We start from the raw sequence: 21,109 nt of genomic DNA, 5'->3' as shown, positions 1-21,109 counted from the left end.
GAGAACGAGGAGAACGCATGGGATTTCTGGACAAGATCTTGGGCGCCGTCACGGGCAGCGCCGGCACCGCAGCCGCCAACGGCCTGACGCGCGAGCAGGCGCAGCTGTTGAAGCAGGCCTTCGAGCCGCTCGAAAAAGCAGGCAAGGAGCTGCCCCAAAAGGGCGCCGCGTTCCTGGTCGACGGCACGCAGGAAACCGTGCTGCTCGACCTGCAGGCTGCCAAGTCCTTCGAGCCAGGGCAACTGCTCGGAGCCCCCGGCCGCCTGCGTTGGGGTTTCAGCAACTACCAGAACAAGGCGCTGGAGAAGATCGGCAACCAGAGCCTCGAGCAGCGCGGCCGCTTCTACGCCAGCGTGGATGCCAGTGCTCCTGCGCTCGACGTGCTGGTGCGACTGGGCAAGCTGCTGGCTGCAGCCGACGGCGGACAGTCGCTCGAGCATCCCGGCGCGCCGGTGCCCGACTGGCTCCAGTACCTCATCAACGACGCGGTGTTCGCGAGCTTCAACAAGAGCAGCTCCAGCAACGCTGCCGAGCGCGATCTCGCCAAGCAGCGGCCCGCGTGGAACGTGCATCTCATTGCGGCCTTGCTCGCGCACGAAGGACTCGATCCGCATATCGCCCTGCAAGAGGTCTTCGAGCGCAAGGGGCTGGACAGCTGGTACCACGACCGGCTCGACGGCCTGGTCGAGGCCCCTGCCGTCGCCGACTACATGCGCAGCCAGCGCGATGCCACCGAGGCGTTGCCCGCAAAGCTGTCGGCTGCGGGCCGCGTTCTGCTGGCCAGGCGCATCGGCAAGGACAAGGCGCTTTTGAACGACTTTGCGCCGCTGTTCCTGCGCCTGGCCATCGACGGCAGCAAGACGGTGCGCGCCGAGGCGACGCCGCACCTCGAAGGCATTGCCGAGGCGCAGCGGCTCGAACTCCTGGGGCAACTGCTGAAAGACGGCGACACCACGCAGCGCACGCAGGCCGCCGAACTGCTTGCGCGCCTGCCGGGTGACGCCGCGCGCGCGTTGCTCGACGTGGCGGCCGGCACCGAGACCAGCAAGGCCGTGCAGCAGGCCATCCGCTCGGCCATGTCGCGGCTCGACGCCGCGGGCGACGCGGGCGAGCTCGAATTGCCCGAGCCGCCGGCCTGGCAACCCTTCGAGGACATTCCGCTGGGTGAAGAGGCGGTGCAGTTGCTCATTGCCAACCGCATCGAGCTGCTCGAGAAGAACCGCGTCGCGGCCGAGGCCGAGATCGAGGAGAACAAGGCCTCCAAGCAGACCTACCGGTACAAGTGGCGCCAGGACAACTACGCCGCCCACAAGAAGCTCACCGACGAGGACATGCGCGTGGCCGTGCGCGTGCTCAACGGGCAGGGCAGCAAGAACGACCAGAACCGCGCGAAGAACGGCCAGCTGCAGCAGGTCGTGGGTTTCGGCAATCGCCTGCAGTCGATGCCGGGGTTCGGCATGCCGCACCTGATCCGCTGGCTGGCCGTGTCGCGCCACTGGACCAGCTTCTGGTTCGACGACGGCTTTCACAAGTGGCTCGGCCGCCAGCCCGTGGGCTCGGTCGACCTGCGCGCGCTGGCCGAGCTGCTCAAGCGCTCCGGCATGCCGATCGACGATGTGGCCCACACCGCGCTCTTTCAATACTGGAACCAGGCCTCGGCGGTCGACGTGCTGCCGGCCGACCGTGTGTGGCCCTTCTTCGCGGAGCACCCCGAGTACATCGACGAAGGCCTGGGCCTTGTCGCGCCGCCAAAGCGCGAAGGCCGCCAGACCCAGCTCGACCTGAATGCCACGCTGCGCACGCTGGCGGTCTTTCCGACCGTGCAGGCACGCTGGCTGCCGCGGGTCATGGAATTGGCGCTCGGCGAAGGCAAGACGCACCGCGCAGCCGCGCAGAAGGCACTGTCGATGCTGCCCGACATCGGCCGGCGCGTGGTCGAGTCGCTCGGCGCCACCAAGAGCGAGGTGCGCATCGAGGCTGCCAACTGGCTGGCCGAGCTCAAGTACGCCGAGGCCGTGCCCGCCATCACCAAGGCGCTCGAGAAGGAAACCCGCGAGACCGTGCGCGCGGCCTACCTCACGGCGCTCGAGGCGCTGGGCGACGACATCTCCGCGCGCCTTGCACCGGCGATTCTTCTGGCCGAGGCGAAGAAGGGCCTGAAGGCCAAGCCCCCGGCGGGCCTTGCGTGGTTCTCTCTCGACGCGCTGCCCGCCTGCAGATGGCTGGACGGCAGCCCGGTAGAACCCGAGATCGTGCGCTGGTGGGTGGTGCTCGCCTGCAAGCTCAAGGAGCCGGGCGGCAACGCGCTGTTCACGCGCTACCTCGGCCTGCTCGATGCGGCCGGCCGCCAGGCCGTCGGCAGCCTGGTGCTGCGCCAGTTCATTGCACACGACACGCGCCACCCCACGCTCGACGAAGGCATTGCGCATGCCAACGCCCATGCACCGCAGCGCTACCAGGGCAACCAGCAGCGCTACCAGAACGCAAAGGCCGAGCACAAGCAGTACTACGAAGCCGACTTCCAGAAGACGCAGGAGCAGGTCTTCGAGGAGTGCAAGCGCGAGAAGATGAGCGAATACCTCGGCAGCGCGATCGGCGAAAAAGGCACGCTTGCCCTGACCGCCTATGCGCCGGGGCACGAGGTCGTCACGCTGCTGCAGCAGTACATGCGCGACCATTACCAGCGCCGCTCGCAGATCGAAGCCATGCTCGAAGGCGTGGCACCGGGCAACGACCCGGTGGTGATCCAGTTGCTGCTGGGCATATCGCGCCGCTATCGCACTGCCTCTGTCCAGGAGAAGGCGCGCGCGCTGGTGCAGCAGATTGCCGACCGCAACGGCTGGACGCAGGACCAGCTCGCCGACCGCACCATTCCCACCGCGGGCCTGGACGACACCGGCAAGCTCGAGCTCGCGTACGGCGACCGCATCTTCACCGTGGTGCTCGACGCCGCGATGAAGCCCGAACTGCGCAACCCGGAAGGCAAGGTCGTCAAGGCCCTGCCCGAGCCGCGCCAGAACGACGACCCCGTGCTCATCAAGGATGCGAAGGCCCAGTTCTCGACCAGCAAGAAAGAGCTCAAGCAGGTCATCGATCTGCAGTCCGCGCGCCTGTTCGAAGCCATGTGCACCGGCCGTATCTGGCCGCAGGCCGAGTGGCGCGAATACCTGCACCGGCACCCGATTGCCGGGCGGCTGATACAGCGGCTCGTGTGGCTCGAACTGGACGCGGAAGGCGCGGTGCGCGGCAGCTTCCGCCCCACCGAGGACGGCAGCCTGATCGACACGCAGGACGACGAGGTCGAGCTTGCGGCCGACAGCCAGCTGCGCCTGGGCCACGCCTCGCTGGTCGACGAAGGCACAGCGGCCGCGTGGAACAGGCACTTCAAGGACTACAAGCTGGTGCCGCTCTTCGCGCAGATGACGCGCAAGCCGCCGGCGGTTGCGTTCATCGACGACAAGGGCCAGCCGGTGAGCGAAATCAACGACCGGTTGGGCTGGATCAGCGACACCTTCACGCTGCGCGGCAGCTTTGCCAAGCTCGGCTACCAGCGCGCGCAGGCCGAGGACGGCGGCTTCTTCTACCAGTACACCAAGGAGTTTTCGTCGGCCGGCGTGCGCGTGGCGATCGAGTTCTCGGGCAACACCTTGCCGGAGGAGAACGTGCCCGCGGCGCTCAAGACACTGGGCTTCGAGGACATGAAGACCCGCGGCTACAGCGACCGGGCACTGCCGCTGTCGAGCGTGCCGCCGGTGCTCCTGGCCGAGGCCTATGCCGACTACCTGGCCATCGCACAGGCCTGCGCCGGGTTCGACGCGGGCTGGGAAAAGAAGATGCCGTGGTAAGCCGGCCGCGCCGACCCGCAGAAAAACCAGCAGCAACATCATCATGAGCACCGGCACATCACCGTCTTCTTCCCCCGCGACCCAGGCCGTGCGCCTTGCCCCCGAGGCGCGCTATGCGGACGAGCTCGCGCGGCTGCATGCGGCCGACACCGATGCGCGGCCCACCGGATGGAAGCTCTCGCCGCGCGCGGTGCGGCGCTTCATCCTCGGCGACGAGAAGCTGCAGGTGAGCCGCAAGTTCTACGGCGACGATCCGCTGGTCGACCGCGCCATCGTGACGCTCATGGGCCACCAGGGCCTGATGCTGGTGGGCGAGCCGGGCACCGCGAAGTCGCTGCTCTCGGAGCTGCTTGCAGCCGCCGTCAGCGGTGATTCGGGCCTCACGGTGCAGGGCACCGCCGGCACCACCGAAGACCACATCAAGTACAGCTGGAACTACGCACTGCTGCTGGCCGAGGGGCCGAGCCAGCGCGCGCTGGTGCCTTCTGCGCTCTACCAGGCCATGCGTGCGGGCAAGCTGGTGCGCTTCGAGGAAATCACGCGCTGCCCGCCCGAGATCCAGGACGTGCTGATTTCGTTGATGAGCGACAAGCAGCTCATGATTCCGGAGCTGGGCGACGATGCCCGGCTCTATGCACAGCGCGGCTTCAACATCATCGCCACGGCCAACCTGCGCGACCGCGGCGTGCACGAGATGTCGTCCGCATTGAAGCGTCGGTTCAACTTCGAAACGGTCAAGCCGATCCGGGACCATTCGTTCGAGGTCGAACTGGTGATGGCTCAGCTGAAGCGCGAACTCGACGGTGGCGGCGAGTCGCCGGTCGAGGTGCCGCGCGACGTGGTGGCGCTGCTGGTTACCACCTTCCAGGAGTTGCGCGCGGGCCAGACGCAGGACGGCGCCGCCATCAAGGGCCTCGATGCCGTGATGTCCACCGCGGAGGCCGTGAACGTGGCTTATGCGGCGGCCCTGCAGGCGCGCCATTTCAACGGCGGCCGGCTCACCGTGCGCGAGATCGCGGGCCAGCTGCAGGGCGTGGTGTTGAAGGACAGCACCGACGATGTGAAGCGCGTGCGCCACTACTTCGACACCGTCGTGCGCGAACGCGGCAAGCGCGACGCGCAATGGAAGACCTTTCACGACGCGGCACGTGCGCTGTGGCAGTAGTTGCAGAAACCGGCAGCGTTCTGCCTGCCGGGCTGGAGGCCGCGCGCGGCCGGCTGTTCGGCGAGGACGGCGGGGGCGTGTTCTTCGTGCCCGTGAGGCACCACAGCCCGGCCTGTGCATTCGCATTGAGGGCGCTGCTGCGCGAGGTCAGGCCGGCGGCTGTGCTGATTGAAGGACCGGACGACCTGAACGCACTGCTGCCGCTGCTGCAGCACCCGCAAACCACCGCCCCCGTTGCATGGCTGTGCCAGAGCACCCGGCAGGTTCCGGTCGATGACCCCGACTCGGAAGAGAAGACGCGCACGGAGTCGCGCACGTCGTTCTTTCCGTTTTGCGACTACAGCCCCGAGTGGATTGCGGTGCGCGAAGGCGCGGCGCTCGGCGCGCGCCTGGGGCTGATCGATCTTCCCTGGAGCGACAAGGCCTGGCATCGCGACGAAGGCGACGAAGGCGATGCACGCGACGCAGCGCGCAGCCTGATGGAAGAGCGCCATTTCGCGCACAGCCGCTACCTCAACGCCATGGCCGCCCAGCTCGGCTGCGTCGACCATCAGGAGCTGTGGGACCGCCTGTTCGAACTGCGCACGTCGGCCGCTCTCGGCCACTGGCGCGCCTTCTTTTCCGACGTGTTCAGCTGGTGCGCCATGGCGCGGCTCGACTACGAGCCCGAGGTGCTCGAGGCCGAGCTGAGCCTGCCGCGGGAGCGCCACATGGCGGCGCACATCCGTCGCTGGCGCGACGAAATCGAGGGGCCGATCGTGGTCGTCACCGGCGGCTTTCACACGCTCGAGCTGGTCAACCAGTGGCAAAAGGCCCAGCCCTCGAAGGCGCCCGCCGGCAAGGACGCACCAGACAACGCATGGCTGATCCGCTACAGCTTCGAGCGGCTCGACGCGCTCAACGGCTATGCCTCGGGCATGCCGTCGCCCGGCTATTACCAGCAGGTGTGGGAACGCCTCGAGGCCGGCGAGGCCGACCCCTTCACCGCAGTGGCGCTCGACAGCCTGACCCGCTTTGCGCGCCAGACCCGCGCGCAAGACGATGCCGATGCGGTGTCTACAGCACTGGTGCAGGCCGCCGCCGCGCAGGCCATGCGGCTCGCGGCGCTGCGCGGCAATGCCGGTCCGGGCCGGCAAGACCTGCTCGATGCCATCCGCTCCTGCTTCATCAAGGGCGCCATCGACGAAGGCACGCGCGGCTTTACCGCCGACCTGCGCAACTTCTTGAGCGGCACGCGCATCGGCGACGTGCCGCCTTCGGCAGGCTCGCCGCCGCTGATCGAGGACGCGCGCAGGCTCGCCCGCCAGGCCGGCGTGCGGCTGGACGACAGCACCGCGCGCATGGCGCGGCTGGATCTCTATCGCAAGCCTTCGCACCGCGAGCGCAGCCGCTTCTTCCATGCCATGACATACCTCGACACGGGGCTCGGCACCTGGCTCGCGGGGCCGGATTTTCTTGGCAACAGCCGTTTGCATTTGCTGTTCGAAGAGTGGCGCGCCGCCTGGTCGCCGCTGGTGGAGGCGCGGCTGATCGAGCTGGCGGGCGATGGCGCCAGCGTGGAGGCCGTCTGCATGGCCAAGCTGCGCAAGGAAGAGATCGCGCTGTCCGACGAGGGCCGCGGACGCAGCGCGAGCGCGGCCGTGGCGCTGTTGCTGCGCGCCTGCCTGGTCGGGCTGCAGTCGCGCCTGCCCCAGCTGCTCTCGATGCTTTCCACCCACCTTGACGAAGATGCCTCGCTCGGCTCGGTGGTCGAGTGCGGGCATCGGCTCGTCACGCTCTGGCGTGCGCGGGAGCCGCTGGGCGTGCAGCAGCATCCACAGCTGCGCAGCCTGCTGGAGCGCGTGTGGCCCGCGGCGCTGTTCCTGCTGCCCGACGTGGGCGGGTGCCCCGAAGAAGGTGAGGCGGGCGCGGTGAAGCAACTGCTTTCACTGCGCGAGCTTGGGCGCCTGCTGGCCTCGCTGCAAGGCGAACCGGGAGAAGCCGGTGACGGTGCCATCGACCTCGACCTGCTGCGTACGCAACTCGAACGATTCGCGACCGGTGCGTCGGCCGCGCCCGCGGTGGCCGGCGCTGCTTCGGCCCTGCTGTACCTCGATGGACACTGGGACGAGAACGCACTCGATACCGTGGTGCGGCAACGCTTCGGCGCGGGCGCACAGCCGCGCGAGGCGGTACGTTTTCTCAACGGGGTGATGGCCGCGGCGCCTGAACTGCTGCTGCGCCTGCCCGCGCTGCTCGAAGGCCTCGACGGCCTGGTGCAGGGCTGGGACGCCGAGGCTTTCGTGGCGCATCTGCCCGATCTGCGGCAGGCCTTCACGCGCCTCAAGCCGCAAGAGACGTCCGACCTGGCCGGCCGTATTGCCGCGCTGCATGACATGGGCGAAACAGAGGGCCAGGCGCTCTACCAGATGCACTACGAAACCACCGAACAAGACCTGCACGAAGGCGCGCAACTGCAGCTCGCGCTGGCCGAGTGCATGCGCCGCGACGGGCTTGCCGCGTGGCTGACGGCCCCGGAGCACAAGAAGAACAACATCGAAAGCGCGACATGACCATCGATCTCCAGACGCTCAGGCGAGCTTTCCCTGAGAGGGAGCACGGGGGGCAGTTTGTCGTGTCGCCTGACACCTTCGTTGCTCGGTCCGAATTCAGTCATGTGCAGTCGACTGGTGGAGCGATCCAACGGGCATCATTCTTCGGCCCCGCTTGGCCGGTAAGCAGTCATTCGAGAGTAAGCGCGATGCAAACGTCGACACCTTTCCGAGATCGTTTCTGTCCCAAATGCAAGAGCGAAGCGAGCGTCGTTCTCAAAACATTGCTCATTGGAAAGCAGAGTCCGCTTGAAGAAAAAGCTGGTGGCCGCAGGCCGGATCAGCTCGCAACAGATGAATGCCTGTCCGAGTCGCTGCAGCCCGTTCCGCTTGATCAATTTGTCGCTGCTTGCTATTGCACGAGCTGTGGCATCGGGTTCGTCCCCGAAGATCTCATCAAGCCAACTGTGATTGCGTCCAGAAATCGAACGAGAACTTGATTCGACGCGCGACCTTTTCTCAGGTTTCGGCCACTTCCAGACGTTGACGACGGTTGGCGCTCGGGCTGCCTAATCAGCAGTAGGGTTCTGATGAAAACCTTCGACCTCTATGCCCGCGTCTATGTGGCTGCCAGTGGCGGCAGGTCAGCCTGACTCCAGTCACAGACCGGTTATTCAGTCCGGGTCGGACCACAGCGACCTACAGCCGCATTGGGCTCAGTGGTAGTCCTCTTCGCGCTGATGACGAATTGCCAACACCCTGACTTCCCGCCCTGGAAGGATTTCGTAGAGGGCCACATAGCCTGTGGAACCAAGGCCTACGATTAACTCTCGGCGCGTTGTACGCCTGCCGTCGCTCGCTTTCCGATACGCCCAAGGATTCTCGGCCAGCCGCTTCTTGATACTGGTGCGAAGCTGGTGCAGTACATGCTGAGCATGATCCAGTTCCTCCAAGGTCTCTGACCGTGCGACGAGGAACTCAAACAACCGCTCAAGGTCATCCTCGGCTTGCGGGGTCATCTCAACCCCGAACAACTCAGTCACGTGCCGGGGCCTTGCAATTCGCGACGTCGTGCATCAATGCGGGCCTGGACGCGGTCAAACACTTCGTCCACGGGGTGTGAAACACCGGTTCGCAGGTAGTCCTGCCAAGCGGACTCGCCACGCGCATGGAAGTCCGTTTGGACGCGACGGAAGTCAACTGCTCGGCGCACGGCATCGGCCACAAAGGTGCTGATGGTTTCCTCTTCACCCAGGACCGCTTCGAGCTCGGCACGCAGTTCCGGCTCAACGCGAACGGCAGGTAAGGTGCACGATTTCATGGCCGTAAGCGTAGCACATTTGTAATGCGTTTGCCACTTTGTCCCGGCGCCGACATTGGAAGGTGACTTCGAGTGTCTAGTCCTGGCTGAGCCGGCGGTAGTCAACGCGCGGCGTCGGAACGGGCGCGCGGCGCGCTGCGAGCAGCACAGTAGTTCGCGGCAGGCGTCCGAAGCGGTTTGCCGCAGACTGCGGCGCACCTGCGCGATGTCGTGGCACTCATCCAGCTGGCTTGGCAGGAGCGCGCGGACTTGGCGCTATGTCATCTGGCGCGGCTTCAAGGGAGTCACGTCGGCACCGATGCGCAGCTTGTCCAGGTAGTCCGCCCAGCGCTGCATCATTTCCCGGCGCGCGGGGAGATGTGCGGTGCGGTTGTACGCACGACCGTTGGTATCCCTGACCACGTGGGAGAGCTGGTGCTCGATGAAGTCCACGCGCTCGCCAAGCACCTCATCCATGATGGTCCGCGCGGTTGCCCTGAAGCCGTGGGCCGTGTGGACTTCAGCGCTGTAGCCCATCCCGCGCAGGGCGGCATTGATCGTGTTCTCGCTCATGGGGCGTTCCCCCGTCCGTATGCTGGGAAACACGAACCGTCCATGCCCCGTGATCGGGTGGAGGTTGCGCAGGATCTCCACCGCCTGGGTGGCCAGCGGCACGACGTGGTCGACCTTCATTTTCATCTTCGGGCCGGCGATGCGCCACTCGGCCGCGTCCAGGTCGATCTCGGCCCATTCCGCGGTGCGCAACTCGCCAGGCCGGACAAACAGCAGCGGGGAAAGCTTCAGCGCGGCAACGGTCGTGGGGTGGCCGCTGTAGGCATGGATCGAGCGCATCAGGTCTCCGACTCGCTTGGGCTCGGTAATGGCGGCGAAGTGCTTGGTCGCTTTCGAGGCCAGAGCTTCGCTCAGATCGGCGGTCACGTCCCGCTCTGCCAGCCCTGACACCACTGCGAAGCGAAACACCTGCCCGCAAAGCTGCTTGACGCGATGGGCGGTATCGATAGCGCCGCGTGCTTCCAGCTTGCGGACCACTCGCTCCAGAATGTCGCGCGGACCGATGGTGGACATGGGCATCTTGCCGATGAAGGGGAGCACGTCCTTCTCGAGCCATGTCTTGACCTTGAGCTGCGTTCCGCTCGCTCGTTTGGCCGCGGTCTTTCCCAGCCACTCGCGCGCAACCGTCTCGAACGTATTCGCCGCCGCGTCGGCCAGGGCTCTCTTTTTTTCGCGCTTGGCCGCGCTCGGGTCGGTCCCGTCTGCCAGCAGCTCGCGGGCGGCGGCGCGGCGATCCCGAGCCTTGGCCAGCGAGACCTCCGGGTAGGTTCCCAGCGCCAGCGTCTTCCGCTTGCCGGCGAAGGTGTAATCCATTCGCCAGTATTTCCCGGCAGTCTTCACCAACAGGTACATGCCGGCGCCGTCGGCATATTTGTCGCCGTTGGCCTTCCCGGTGGGCTTCACCTGCCTAACAAACGTGTCCGTCAGCGCCATCTCTACTCCTTAACGGTATCTCGTCACGGGGATTTCCGGGATACCGACAAAAATGACGGTATTTCCGGGTGATGGGATGCTATGCCGCGTGTCGCCGCGAGGCAAAGAAAAACCCGCTACGCCTAGGGAGCGTGCGGGTTTTTGATGTCGGGAGAGACGCCGTGAATCGGGTCCTTGGTGCCTTCGACAGGAATCGAACCTGTATCTGAGTCTTAGGAGGACCCCGTTCTATCCATTGAACTACGAAGACGGAGGGCGGCCCGGACTTTACCAGTTCGGGGCGCTACCGCGCAGCCCGTTGCTCAGCGCAGGCCGATGCGCGAGGCGTGCCAGCGCAGCACGTCGGCGCGCAGCGGGTCGGAGGCTTCGATGCGGTTGGCGCGCACCTGCAGTGCGCGCATTTGTTCGACTTCGTCGATCACCTTGCTGGGGCGGAGCAAGGCCTGAACGAGCACGCTGGCCTCTTCGGCAAGCGCCTTGAGCGCGCCAGCCAAGCCACCGAATGCGCTCGTGCTGGACGATCGGTCAAGGGTAGACATACGGGAACTCCTGGGATTTGGTTGGTCGGGAACAACCGCTATTTTAGGGTTTACCCGAATCCTCCCTGGATGCAAGGAAAAAAGCGCACGCCATCGGTGCTGCTGCATGCGTTTGCCTGCGTGCCGTTTCCCTCGATGGCTCGCAGGCCAAGCCTCGTTCGCCCGTCGCTCGGCGCGGGCTAACCCCAAGACAAAATCTTTGAAAAGTTGACCATGGTCAAGCAGGCTGAGTTCTTCCTGCGCGCACCATCGGCCCTGTTCGCATCTCGGCTCAGATCCACCAAAAAAAGAGCGCACCTTACACAGGAGACAACATGATGAAGAACTTCTTTTCGCGCACCCGCGCTTGTCGGGCAAAAGTCTTCACCGCGGCCATGTTGGCGCTCGCGGTCGCCACACCAGCCTCCGCATGGGAACCCACCAAGCCGGTGGAGTTCGTGATTCCGGCGGGCACCGGCGGCGGCGCCGACCAGATGGGCCGGCTGCTGCAGGGCATCGTCATCAAGTACAAGCTGATGAAGGAGCCGCTGATCGTCGTCAACAAGTCGGGCGGCGCGGGTGCCGAGGGCTTCCTTGCCGTGAAGGAAGCCAAGGGCGATCCGCACAAGATCATCATCTCGCTGTCCAACCTGTTCACCACGCCCATGGCCACCGGCGTGCCCTTCAACTGGAAGGACATGACGCCGGTCGCGATGATGGCGCTCGACCAGTTCGTGCTTTGGACCAACGCCGAACAGCCGTACAAGAACGCCTCCGAGTTCATTGCGGCGGCCAAGGCAGCGGGCCCGAGCAAGTTCAAGATGGCCGGCACCGGCTCCAAGCAGGAAGACCAGATCATCACGGTGGCGCTCGAGAAGGCCACCGGCACCAAGTTCATCTACGTGCCGTTCAAGGGCGGCGGCGAGGTGGCGGTGCAACTGGTGGGCGGCCACGTGCAATCGACCGTCAACAACCCGATCGAGGCAGTGGCCCAGTGGCGCGCGGGCAAGCTGCGCGCGCTGTGCGTGTTCGACGACCACCGCATGCCGTTCAAGGCCAAGGTGACGGAGACGCAGTCGTGGAACGATGTGCCCACCTGCAAGGAAGCCGGCGTTCCCACCAAGTACACCATGCTGCGCGGCATCTTCATGCCCGCCGGCGTGACGCCCGACCAGCTCGCCTTCTACGTGGACCTGCTGACCAAGATCGCCGCCACGCCGGACTGGAAGGAATACATGGAGAAGGGTGCCTTCAACCCGACCTTCATGACCGGCGACGCGTTCACCAAATGGCTCACGGAAGCGGAAGCCACGCACCGCACGCTGATGACGGAAGCCGGCTTCCTGGCCAGCAACAAGTAGCAATCATCGAGCGTCGCGCGGCGCTCCTCGCCTGAAGAGACGGCCGCCCGCGGAGGGGCGGCGGGCGGAGCGCTGCACTTTGGTTTTCACGGCATACACACGAACGATGGGGACTCCATGGAGCACGACGAGAATTCAGCAGACGGTCCGGTGCGCACGGGCGTAGCGACCAACGTGGTCGAGGCAGTGGTTGCACTGGTCCTGGTGGTGATAGGGCTGGTGGTGATCTACGAGAGCCAGAGGCTGGGCTCCGGCTGGACCAGCGACGGTCCCGGCGCGGGGTACTTCCCCTTCTACATCGGCGTGATCATCACCATTTCCGGTGCCGGCATCCTGTACCAGGCCCTGCTGGGCAAGAACAGGAAGACCGAGGTCTTCGTCGACTCGGTGCAGCTCAAGCGCGTGCTGTCGGTGCTGCTGCCGGCCACGGTCTACGTGATGGCGATTTCATTGCTCGGCCTCTATGTGGCATCGGCGATCTACATCGCGCTGTTCATGGTGTTCCTGGGCAAGTACTCGTGGGTGAAGAGCGTCATTGCGGCGCTGGCGGTCAACACGGTGTTCTTCTGCATGTTCGAGGTGTGGTTCAAGGTGCCCCTGTTCAAGGGCGCACTCGATCCCCTCCGGTTTCTCGGCTACTGAATCTCACGGAGCAAATGCGAAATGGATGAAATCAGTGCCCTGATGCAGGGCTTCTCGGTAATCCTCACGCCGATGAACATCGGCCTGATGTTCGTCGGCATCATCCTGGGGGTGCTGATCGGCGTGCTCCCCGGGCTGGGCGGCGCCAACGGGGTGGCGATTTTGCTGCCCCTCACGTTCACGATGTCGCCGACCTCGGCGATCATCATGCTGTCGTGCATCTACTGGGGGGCGCTGTTCGGCGGAGCCATCACCTCCATCCTGTTCAACATCCCGGGCGAGCCGTGGTCGGTGGCCACCACCTTCGACGGCTATCCGATGGCGCAGCAGGGCAACGCGGGCGCCGCGCTGACCACGGCCTTCACCTCGTCGTTCGTCGGCGCGCTGCTGGCGGTGATCATGATCACCTTCCTGGCGCCGCTGGTGGCCAAGTTCGCGCTCAAGTTCGGCTCGCCCGAGTTCTTTGCGGTGTACCTGCTGACCTTCTGCAGCTTCGTGGGCATGGGCAAGGGCTCGCCGTTCAAGATCCTGGCGTCGATGGCGCTTGGCTTCGCGTTGGCGAGCGTGGGCATGGACACGGTCACGGGCCAGCTGCGGCTCACCTTCGGCCAGTCGGAGCTGATGCGCGGCTTCGACTTCCTGATTGCGGTGATCGGCCTGTTCGGCATCGGCGAAATCCTGCTGTCGATGGAGGAGGGCCTGAAGTTCTCGGGCAAGAGCGCGAAGATCGATCCCAAGGTGGTGCTGCAGACCTGGAAGCAGCTGCCGCAGTACTGGGTGACTTCGCTGCGCAGCTCGCTGATCGGCATCTGGATGGGCATCACGCCCGGCGGTGCGACACCGGCCTCGTTCATGGCCTACGGCCTGGCCAAGAAGATGTCCAAGCGCGGCTCCAAGTTCGGCACCGGCCAGATGGAAGGCGTGGTGGCCCCTGAGACCGCGGCGCACGCCGCGGGCACCAGCGCACTGCTGCCGATGCTGGCGCTGGGCATTCCGGGTTCGCCCACCGCCGCGGTGCTGCTGGGCGGCCTCCTGATCTGGGGCCTGCAGCCCGGACCGCTGCTGTTCGTCGAGCAGAAGGACTTCGTCTGGGGCCTGATCGCCAGCATGTACCTGGGCAACATCGTGGGCCTGATCGTGGTGCTGAGCACGGTGCCGCTGTTCGCGTCGATCCTGCGCATTCCGTTCTCGATCATTGCGCCGGTGATCATCGTGATCTGCGCCATTGGCGCCTACACGGTGCACAACGCGATGCTCGACATCTGGTTCATGCTCGGCTTCGGCGTGGTGGGGTATCTGTTCAAGAAACTCGATTTCCCGCTGGCGCCGCTGGTGCTGGCGCTGGTGCTCGGCGACAAGGCGGAAGACTCGTTCCGCCAGGCCATGTTGGTCTCGCAGGGCGACGTGATGATCATGTTCTCGAACCCGCTGGTCGGCGGCATCACCACCCTCGCGCTGCTGCTGCTGTTCTGGCCGCTGATCTCCAAGGTGCTGGCTTTCGTCAAGCCCAAGAAGCCCGACGAGTTCGCCGTCGAGCGCCCGGTGGACTGAACGGAGAACAACGACATGCCAGTGATCGCACTCACCCAGGAGATGGGTTCCCTCGCCAAGGACGTATCGCTTCGGCTTGCCGAAACGCTCGGGCTGGAGGTCATGCGCCACGAGACGATCGAGCGCGTGGCCGACCGCATGCAGGTGCCGACCAGCTTCATCGGTCGCCTGCGCGACGGCAAGGCCGGCTTCGTCGAACGGCTCACCGCCGACCGGCGCAGCCTTGCGCTCTACACGGCCGAGGAACTCTTCGCGCTGGCCGATCGCGGCAACGTGGTGCTGCGCGGCTGGGGCGCGACCTGCCTGCTGCGGACGGTGCCGCACGTGGTGTGCGTGCGCATCACGCGCTCGATGAAGAAGCGAGTCGAATGGCTGATGGCGCACCTCGAAACCGACGATGCCGAGTTCGCCGAAGCCGAGATCCGGCGCAGCGACGATGCGCACGCGGCGCGCATGCATGCACAGTTCGGTGTGACATGGGGCGACCCGGTGCTCTACGACCTGGTGCTCAACACGGATCGCCTCTCGGTGGACAGCTGCGTGGCGCAGATCCGCGCGCTGGTGGAGCGCCCGGAGTTCGCCGAGACACCGGCCTCGCGCGCGCTGTTGGCCAACATGGCGCTCGCGGCGCGGGTGAAGTCGGCGCTGAAGGACAACGAGGCGACCGGCGACATCCGCGTGACCGTCGAGGCCGACCAGGGCAAGGTAACGCTGAGCGGCATCGTGCTCGATGCGCAGGAGCGCGTGCTCACGGAGGATGTGGCTTCCAAGGTCGACGGCGTGAGCGGCGTCGACAACGCGCTGCGCCTGATGACCGTTCCGCGCCGCTTCGCGTCGGCGAAGCAGACCTGAGTACGGCGCCTGCCTAGATCTTTCCGCGTTTTCGGAGCCGGCTCAGGGTTTCTGCGGAGAGATTGAGATACGAGGCCAATTCCTTGCTTGGAATGCGGTCTTCCAGCTCGGGGTGCTTGCGCATGAACCGGTGCACGCGGCCCGGCGCGTCGAGCAAGTGAAGGGTGATGGTGTGCGCCATGATTTCGCTCATGCCGCGCATCACGCAGTACTCGAACAGTTCCTTGGTCTCGGGGTGGCGGTTCAGGAACGCGATCCATTCCTTCAGCGGCAGGCTGGCCACCCGGGCCTTGGTGACGCAGACGATGCCGTAGGGCGTGGGCGTGCCCAGCCGCAGCGCCGCATAGCTGGTTTCCATGTCGTGCGCATCGGCAAAGCGCAGGATCATTTCCTTGCCCTCGGGGTTGCTCACCACCCGCTTGAGGATGCCGTCGAGGATGAAGTACTGCTCCATCTCGCGCACGCCCTGGTGCAGCAGGAAATCGCCCTTGTTGCCGTCCACGATGACGAGATGGGTTTCCAGCTCGGCGCGATCGCTCTCGCTCAAGTCCTTGAGCAGGATGTTCTGCCGGAGCTGCGCGCGAATGATGTTTTTCTCCGGGTGGTTTTCCAACAACGTCATGGGTCCCGTCTTGCTCGAATGCGCAACAACAACTTCTGGTTCATCTGGCCGGTGCCGTTTTACGGAAAGTTGACCGAGGTCAACGCCCGAAAGCATGCCCCCGAATCATAGTCCCGGCTCGGGCCTCGGCCATTCACCCAAGCAAGAAGGAGAGACATGTCTTCAGTAAGAACGGACAAAGAGGCATCCACGACCCTGGACGACGCCCTCAAGCCCAAGAACAGGGCGAACGACGGCGATGCGGTCGTGCTCGCCCTCAAGCAGCCCACGGAGGAGGCATCGCCGGCGCACGAAACGACCATCGATGGCTTCCACCTGGTCATCGATGCGTTGAAGCTGAACGACATCGACACCATCTTCGGCCTGCCGGGCATCCCCATCACCGACCTCACGCGCATGGCGCAGGCAGAGGGCCTGCGGGTCATTTCGTTCCGCCACGAGCAGCATGCGGGAAACGCCGCCGCCGCGGCCGGCTTCCTCACGCAGAAGCCCGGCATCTGCCTGACGGTGTCGGCCCCCGGCTTCCTGAACGGCCTGACGGCGCTGGCCAATGCCACCACCAACTGCTTCCCGATGATTCTCATCAGCGGCTCGAGCGAGCGCGAGATCGTCGACCTGCAGCAGGGCGACTATGAGGAGATGGACCAGCTCGCGATCGCCAAGCCGCTGTGCAAGGCGGCCTTTCGCGTGCTGCACGCCGAGGACATCGGCGTGGGCATCGCCCGGGCGATCCGCTCGGCGCTGTCGGGCCGCCCGGGCGGCGTGTACCTCGACCTGCCGGCCAAGCTGTTCGCGCAGACCATGGACGCCGAGGCCGGCCGCCGCTCGCTCATCAAGGTGGTCGATCCCGCGCCGCGCCAGATTCCCGCGCCCGACGCTGTGAAGCGCGCGCTCGACCTGCTCAAGGGCGCGAAGAAGCCGCTGATCCTGCTGGGCAAGGGCGCAGCCTACGCCCAGGCCGACGCCGACATCCGCGCACTGGTCGAGAAGACCGGCATCCCCTACCTGCCGATGTCGATGGCCAAGGGCTTGCTGCCCGACACCCATGCGCAGTCGGCCGCTGCCGCGCGCTCCTACGTGCTGCAGGAAGCCGACGTGGTGATGCTGGTGGGCGCGCGCCTCAACTGGCTGCTCTCGCACGGCAAGGGCAAGACCTGGGGCCAGGACAAGGGCGCCAAGCAGTTCATCCAGATCGACATTGCGCCGACCGAGATCGACAGCAACGTGGCCATTGCCGCGCCGGTGATCGGCGACATCGGCTCCTGCGTGGCGGCGCTGCTCGCGGGCGTCGATGCCAAGTGGGCCAAGCCGCCGGCCGAATGGACCGGCGCCATCGCCGAGCGCAAGGACAAGAACCTGTCGAAGATGGCCGCCACGCTGGCCGCGCGGCCCTCGCCGATGAATTTCCACAGCGCGCTCAGCGTGATCCGCGACCAGGTGAAGGCCCGGCCCGATGCCATCGTGGTGAACGAAGGCGCCAACACGCTGGACTTCGCGCGCAGCATCGTCGACATGTACGAGCCGCGCAAGCGCCTGGACGTGGGCACCTGGGGAATCATGGGCATCGGCATGGGCTTTGCCGTAGCGGCCGCGGTGGTCACCGACAAGCCGGTGATCGCCATCGAGGGCGACAGCGCCTTCGGCTTCAGCGGCATGGAGGTGGAGACCATCTGCCGCTACAACCTGCCGATCTGCATCGTCGTGTTCAACAACAACGGCGTCTACCGCGGCACCGACGTGAACGGCAGCGGCACCGCCGACGTGGCGCCCACCGTGTTCGTGAAGAACGCGCGCTACGACAAGCTGATGGAAGCCTTCGGCGGCGTGGGCGTGAACGCCACCACCGCGGATGAATTGCAGAAGGCGCTGGCCGAGGCCGTCGCCTCCCGCCGTCCGACCCTGATCAACGCCGTCATCGACGAGACCGCCGGAACGGAAAGCGGCCGGATCACCAGCCTGAATCCGAGCACGGCAAAGAAAACGCAGCAGCAGTAATCCAAGGCAACCCAGGAGATATCCATATGAGCAACAAACCCCTCAACGGCATCAAGATCATCGACTTCACGCACGTGCAAGCCGGTCCGGCCTGTACCCAGATGCTGGCCTGGTTCGGCGCCGACGTGATCAAGGTCGAGCGCCCGGGCGCCGGCGACGTCACCCGCAGCCAGCTGCGCGACATCCCGAACGTCGACGCCCTGTACTTCACCATGCTCAACAGCAACAAGCGCTCGATCACGCTGGACACGAAGAAGCCCGAGGGCAAGGCCGTGCTGGAAAAGCTGATCCGCGAATCCGACGTGCTGGTCGAGAACTTCGGCCCCGGCGCGCTGGACCGCATGGGCTTTACCTGGGAACGCATCCAGGAACTGAATCCCAAGATGGTCGTCGCCTCGGTCAAGGGCTTCAGTGAAGGCCACCACTACGAGGACCTGAAGGTGTACGAGAACGTGGCGCAGTGCGCCGGCGGCGCCGCCTCCACCACCGGCTGGTGGAAGGGCGAAAACTCCGTCCCGACGATCTCGGCCGCCGCGCTGGGCGACTCCAACACCGGCATGCACCTGGCCATCGGCATCCTGACGGCCATCATCGGCCGCCAGCAGACCGGCAAGGGCCAGAAGGTGGCCTGCTCGATGCAGGATGCCGTGCTCAACCTGTGCCGCGTGAAGATGCGCGACCAGCAGCGCCTGGACAGCGTGGGTTACCTGGAGGAATACCCGCAGTACCCGCACGAGATGGAGGCGTTCAAGGACAAGGTGGTACCGCGCGGCGGCAACGCGGGCGGTGGCGGCCAGCCGGGCTGGATCCTGAAGTGCAAGGGCTGGCAGACCGACCCCAACGCCTACATCTACTTCACGGTGCAGGGCCACGCCTGGGACCCGATCTGCGACGCACTCGGCAAGCCCGAGTGGAAGACCGATCCGGACTACATGACCCCCAAGGCCCGCCAGCCGCACATCGACCAGATCTTCGCCACCATCGAGGACTTCATCAAGGACAAGACCAAGTTCGAGGCGGTGGACATCTTCCGCAAGCACGACATTCCTTGCGCCCCGGTGCTGTCGATGAAGGAACTGCTGCACGACGAGTCGCTGCGCAAGAGCGGCTCCATCGTCGAAGTTCCGCACAAGGAGCGCGGCAGCTACTGGACCATCGGCAGCCCCATCAAGTTCTCGGACCTCAAGCCCGAGGTCACCGCATCGCCGCTGCTGGGCGAGCACACCGAACAGGTGCTGGCGGAGCTGGGCTATACCAAGGCGCAGATCGACAACCTGAAAGAATCGAAGGCCGTCTAGCGGATCCACCCCAGCTCGCCGCCTGACGACAGGCGGGCGGGCTGGGAATTGACATGAAGCGCCAGAGGTAAACATGCAAGCGAACGTTGATTTCAAGCAGCTCGTCGAAGGCGCCGGCGACGCGATCATGGTGTGCAATGCGCAAGGAGCGATCACGCTCTGGAACCGCGCGGCCGAGCGCATCTTCGGCTTCACCGAAGCCGAGGCGCTGGGCCAGTCGCTCGACATGATCATTCCCCAGCGCCAGCGCCAGCGGCACTGGGACGGTTATCAGAAGACCATGGAAACCGGCATCACCAAGTACGGTGCCGACCTCTTGCGCGTGCCGGCGCTGCACAAGGACGGGCACACGCTGTCGATCGCCTTCACGGTGTCGATGCTGTTCTCGCAGAGTCGTGAAGTCACGGGCATCGTCGCCATCGTGCGCGACGAAACCGTCCGTTTCGCCGAAGAGCGTAAATTGCGCGCTCGTCTGCAAGAAGCAGAGGCCACGATCAAAGGAGACAGCTGATGAGCAAGGCACTTGAGGGCGTTCGCATCCTCGATTTCACCCATGTGCAATCCGGTCCCACGTGCACCCAGCTGCTGGCGTGGTTCGGCGCGGACGTGATCAAGGTGGAGCGCGCCGGCGAAGGCGACGCAACGCGCGGCCAGCTGCGCGACATTCCCGGCGTGGACAGTCTCTATTTCACGATGCTGAACCACAACAAGCGCTCGATCACGCTCGACACCAAGAAGCCCAGGGGCAAGAAGGTGCTCGATTCGCTGATCAAGACCTGCGACGTGCTGGTGGAGAACTTCGCGCCCGGCGCACTCGACCGCATGGGCATCACCTGGGCCCACATCCAGGAACTCAACCCGCGCATGATCGTGGCGTCGGTCAAGGGCTTCGGTCCCGGCAAGTATGAGCATTGCAAGGTGTACGAGAACGTGGCGCAGTGCGCCGGCGGCGCGGCCTCGACCACCGGTTTCGAAGACGGCCCGCCGGTCGTCACGGGCGCGCAGATCGGCGACAGCGGCACCGGCCTGCACCTGGCGCTGGGCATCGTGGCGGCGCTCTACCAGCGCAACAGCACGGGCCGCGGCCAGCAGGTGCTCGCGCCCATGCAGGACGCGGTGCTCAACCTCTGCCGCGTGAAGATGCGCGACCAGCAGCGGCTGGAGCGCACCGGCACCATGCACGAATACCCGCAGTACCCCGACGGCAAGTTCGGCGACGCGGTGCCGCGCGCGGGCAACGCCTCGGGCGGCGGCCAGCCGGGCTCGATCCTCAAGTGCAAGGGCTGGGAGACCGACCCCAACGCCTACATCTACTTCATCACGCAAGGGGCGGTGTGGCCCGCGGTGTGCAAGGTCATCGGCGAAGAAGGGTGGATCGACGACGAGGCCTACGCCACGCCGGCCGCGCGCCTGCTGCACCTGAAGCCGATCTTCGCGCGCATCGAGCAATGGACCATGACCAAGACCAAGTTCGAGGCCATGGACATCCTCAACCAGTACGACATTCCGTGCGGGCCGATTCTTTCGATGAAGGAAATCGCCGCCGATCCGTCGCTGCGCGAGACCGGCACCATCGTCGAGGTCGACCACCCGACGCGCGGCAAGTACCTGACGGTGGGCAACCCCATCAAGATGTCCGACAGCCCGACCGAGGTGACGCGCTCGCCGCTGCTCGGCGAGCACACCGACGAGGTGCTGATGCAGCTGGGCTATACGGCCAGCGACGTGGCGGCGCTGCGCGCCGAGGGCGTTATTTGACCACCCCCGAAGCGGCTCACTTCGTGTAGCCGCCTCCCCCTCGAGGGGGCAACACCGGTGGCCCGGCGGAGCCGGTCCACGGTGTTCCCGGTATGGGGCGGGGGCGTTTGGGCTGCGCGGTAATTGAACGGTGCAGGAGCGCAATGCCTGTAAGAGGAGAATTGC

Annotated in this window: 17 protein-coding genes and 1 tRNA gene; 12 read left to right on the top strand and 6 right to left on the bottom strand. The window is 65.5% G+C overall.

The genetic code is table 11. The annotated features are described in order from the left end of the window. The first annotated feature begins 17 nt into the window (after positions 1-17). From VAPA_RS23045 to VAPA_RS34555, 4 genes are read left to right on the top strand one after another with little or no spacing between them, the layout of a single operon-like run. Positions 18-3,845 carry a DUF4132 domain-containing protein gene (locus VAPA_RS23045; RefSeq protein WP_021009185.1) on the top strand — a complete coding sequence of 1,276 codons (3,828 nt, stop codon included), beginning with the start codon at positions 18-20 and terminating at the stop codon, positions 3,843-3,845. Positions 3,846-3,888: 43 nt separating this feature from the next. Continuing rightward, complete coding sequence (locus tag VAPA_RS23040; protein ID WP_021009184.1) at positions 3,889-5,010, top strand: ATP-binding protein; 1,122 nt, start codon at positions 3,889-3,891, stop codon at positions 5,008-5,010. Further along, positions 5,001-7,562 (top strand): DUF5682 family protein, encoded by a 2,562-nt coding sequence (locus VAPA_RS23035; RefSeq protein ID WP_041946208.1) that lies wholly within the window; start codon positions 5,001-5,003, stop codon positions 7,560-7,562. Before VAPA_RS23040 ends, VAPA_RS23035 begins: the two co-directional genes overlap by 10 nt. After that, positions 7,559-8,041: a hypothetical protein gene (locus VAPA_RS34555; protein WP_155248088.1), complete on the top strand. Its 483-nt coding sequence runs from the start codon at positions 7,559-7,561 to the stop codon at positions 8,039-8,041. Before VAPA_RS23035 ends, VAPA_RS34555 begins: the two co-directional genes overlap by 4 nt. 216 nt (positions 8,042-8,257) lie before the next feature. Here the strand turns inward: VAPA_RS34555 and VAPA_RS23030 are convergent, their stop codons facing one another. From VAPA_RS23030 to VAPA_RS23015, 5 genes are all read right to left on the bottom strand, one after another. Beyond that, on the bottom strand, positions 8,258-8,584 hold the full coding sequence (locus tag VAPA_RS23030; protein ID WP_021009181.1) for a type II toxin-antitoxin system RelE/ParE family toxin: 327 nt from the start codon (positions 8,582-8,584) through the stop codon (positions 8,258-8,260). Further along, entirely contained in the window at positions 8,581-8,862 is a 282-nt protein-coding gene (locus VAPA_RS34910; RefSeq protein WP_196232522.1) for a YlcI/YnfO family protein, read from the bottom strand. The genes VAPA_RS23030 and VAPA_RS34910 overlap by 4 nt, the downstream gene beginning before the upstream one ends. 255 nt (positions 8,863-9,117) lie before the next feature. After that, entirely contained in the window at positions 9,118-10,347 is a 1,230-nt protein-coding gene (locus tag VAPA_RS23025; RefSeq protein ID WP_021009180.1) for a tyrosine-type recombinase/integrase, read from the bottom strand. Positions 10,348-10,522: 175 nt separating this feature from the next. Continuing rightward, positions 10,523-10,597 (bottom strand) — tRNA-Arg (locus VAPA_RS23020). Between the two features lie 52 nt (positions 10,598-10,649). Next, positions 10,650-10,886: a hypothetical protein gene (locus VAPA_RS23015; protein ID WP_021009179.1), complete on the bottom strand. Its 237-nt coding sequence runs from the start codon at positions 10,884-10,886 to the stop codon at positions 10,650-10,652. 314 nt (positions 10,887-11,200) lie between these two features. Between VAPA_RS23015 and VAPA_RS23010 the strand changes: the two genes are divergently transcribed. The 4 genes from VAPA_RS23010 to VAPA_RS22995 all read left to right on the top strand — a co-directional run bounded on the left by VAPA_RS23010 (position 11,201) and on the right by VAPA_RS22995 (position 15,271). Then, the gene (locus VAPA_RS23010; protein WP_021009177.1) at positions 11,201-12,226 is read left to right on the top strand and encodes a Bug family tripartite tricarboxylate transporter substrate binding protein; all 1,026 of its coding nucleotides are present in this window, start codon (positions 11,201-11,203) and stop codon (positions 12,224-12,226) included. Positions 12,227-12,343: 117 nt separating this feature from the next. Next, entirely contained in the window at positions 12,344-12,868 is a 525-nt protein-coding gene (locus VAPA_RS23005) for a tripartite tricarboxylate transporter TctB family protein (RefSeq protein WP_021009176.1), read from the top strand. Between the two features lie 21 nt (positions 12,869-12,889). Next, positions 12,890-14,419, top strand: coding sequence for a tripartite tricarboxylate transporter permease (locus VAPA_RS23000; RefSeq protein ID WP_021009175.1), 1,530 nt, complete (start codon positions 12,890-12,892; stop codon positions 14,417-14,419). 15 nt (positions 14,420-14,434) lie between these two features. Beyond that, complete coding sequence (locus tag VAPA_RS22995) at positions 14,435-15,271, top strand: cytidylate kinase family protein (RefSeq protein WP_021009174.1); 837 nt, start codon at positions 14,435-14,437, stop codon at positions 15,269-15,271. Positions 15,272-15,284: 13 nt separating this feature from the next. Here the strand turns inward: VAPA_RS22995 and VAPA_RS22990 are convergent, their stop codons facing one another. After that, positions 15,285-15,893 carry a Crp/Fnr family transcriptional regulator gene (locus VAPA_RS22990; RefSeq protein WP_021009173.1) on the bottom strand — a complete coding sequence of 203 codons (609 nt, stop codon included), beginning with the start codon at positions 15,891-15,893 and terminating at the stop codon, positions 15,285-15,287. 156 nt (positions 15,894-16,049) lie between these two features. Here VAPA_RS22990 and oxc point away from each other — a divergent pair, with 156 nt between their 5' ends. The 4 genes from oxc (at position 16,050) to frc (VAPA_RS22970) (ending at position 20,944) form a co-directional block, all read left to right on the top strand. After that, positions 16,050-17,888 (top strand): oxalyl-CoA decarboxylase, encoded by a 1,839-nt coding sequence (gene oxc, locus VAPA_RS22985; protein WP_021009172.1) that lies wholly within the window; start codon positions 16,050-16,052, stop codon positions 17,886-17,888. A 26-nt stretch (positions 17,889-17,914) separates the two neighbouring features. Then, entirely contained in the window at positions 17,915-19,186 is a 1,272-nt protein-coding gene (gene frc, locus VAPA_RS22980; protein ID WP_021009171.1) for a formyl-CoA transferase, read from the top strand. A gap of 73 nt (positions 19,187-19,259) precedes the next feature. Then, on the top strand, positions 19,260-19,697 hold the full coding sequence (locus VAPA_RS22975; RefSeq protein WP_021009170.1) for a PAS domain-containing protein: 438 nt from the start codon (positions 19,260-19,262) through the stop codon (positions 19,695-19,697). Next, positions 19,697-20,944, top strand: coding sequence for a formyl-CoA transferase (gene frc / locus VAPA_RS22970; RefSeq protein ID WP_021009169.1), 1,248 nt, complete (start codon positions 19,697-19,699; stop codon positions 20,942-20,944). The genes VAPA_RS22975 and frc (VAPA_RS22970) overlap by 1 nt, the downstream gene beginning before the upstream one ends. The last annotated feature ends 165 nt before the right edge of the window (positions 20,945-21,109 follow it).

This window comes from Variovorax paradoxus B4, assembly GCF_000463015.1.
In the GTDB taxonomy this organism is placed as follows: domain Bacteria; phylum Pseudomonadota; class Gammaproteobacteria; order Burkholderiales; family Burkholderiaceae_C; genus Variovorax; species Variovorax paradoxus_E.
Note: the sequence above shows the minus strand (reverse complement) of the source record. Positions and strands in the feature narration are given on the sequence as shown.

What these genes read in the sequence shown, in the direction of transcription:
- VAPA_RS23045 (WP_021009185.1), top strand. Translation starts at nt 18, where the DNA reads ATGGGATTTCTGGACAAGATCTTGGGCGCCGTCACGGGCAGCGCCGGC.
- VAPA_RS23040 (WP_021009184.1), top strand. Translation starts at nt 3,889, where the DNA reads ATGAGCACCGGCACATCACCGTCTTCTTCCCCCGCGACCCAGGCCGTG.
- VAPA_RS34555 (WP_155248088.1), top strand. Translation starts at nt 7,559, where the DNA reads ATGACCATCGATCTCCAGACGCTCAGGCGAGCTTTCCCTGAGAGGGAG.
- VAPA_RS34910 (WP_196232522.1), bottom strand. Translation starts at nt 8,862, where the DNA reads ATGAAATCGTGCACCTTACCTGCCGTTCGCGTTGAGCCGGAACTGCGT.
- VAPA_RS23025 (WP_021009180.1), bottom strand. Translation starts at nt 10,347, where the DNA reads ATGGCGCTGACGGACACGTTTGTTAGGCAGGTGAAGCCCACCGGGAAG.
- VAPA_RS23015 (WP_021009179.1), bottom strand. Translation starts at nt 10,886, where the DNA reads ATGTCTACCCTTGACCGATCGTCCAGCACGAGCGCATTCGGTGGCTTG.
- VAPA_RS23010 (WP_021009177.1), top strand. Translation starts at nt 11,201, where the DNA reads ATGATGAAGAACTTCTTTTCGCGCACCCGCGCTTGTCGGGCAAAAGTC.
- VAPA_RS23005 (WP_021009176.1), top strand. Translation starts at nt 12,344, where the DNA reads ATGGAGCACGACGAGAATTCAGCAGACGGTCCGGTGCGCACGGGCGTA.
- VAPA_RS23000 (WP_021009175.1), top strand. Translation starts at nt 12,890, where the DNA reads ATGGATGAAATCAGTGCCCTGATGCAGGGCTTCTCGGTAATCCTCACG.
- VAPA_RS22995 (WP_021009174.1), top strand. Translation starts at nt 14,435, where the DNA reads ATGCCAGTGATCGCACTCACCCAGGAGATGGGTTCCCTCGCCAAGGAC.
- VAPA_RS22990 (WP_021009173.1), bottom strand. Translation starts at nt 15,893, where the DNA reads ATGACGTTGTTGGAAAACCACCCGGAGAAAAACATCATTCGCGCGCAG.
- oxc (WP_021009172.1), top strand. Translation starts at nt 16,050, where the DNA reads ATGTCTTCAGTAAGAACGGACAAAGAGGCATCCACGACCCTGGACGAC.
- frc (WP_021009171.1), top strand. Translation starts at nt 17,915, where the DNA reads ATGAGCAACAAACCCCTCAACGGCATCAAGATCATCGACTTCACGCAC.
- VAPA_RS22975 (WP_021009170.1), top strand. Translation starts at nt 19,260, where the DNA reads ATGCAAGCGAACGTTGATTTCAAGCAGCTCGTCGAAGGCGCCGGCGAC.
- frc (WP_021009169.1), top strand. Translation starts at nt 19,697, where the DNA reads ATGAGCAAGGCACTTGAGGGCGTTCGCATCCTCGATTTCACCCATGTG.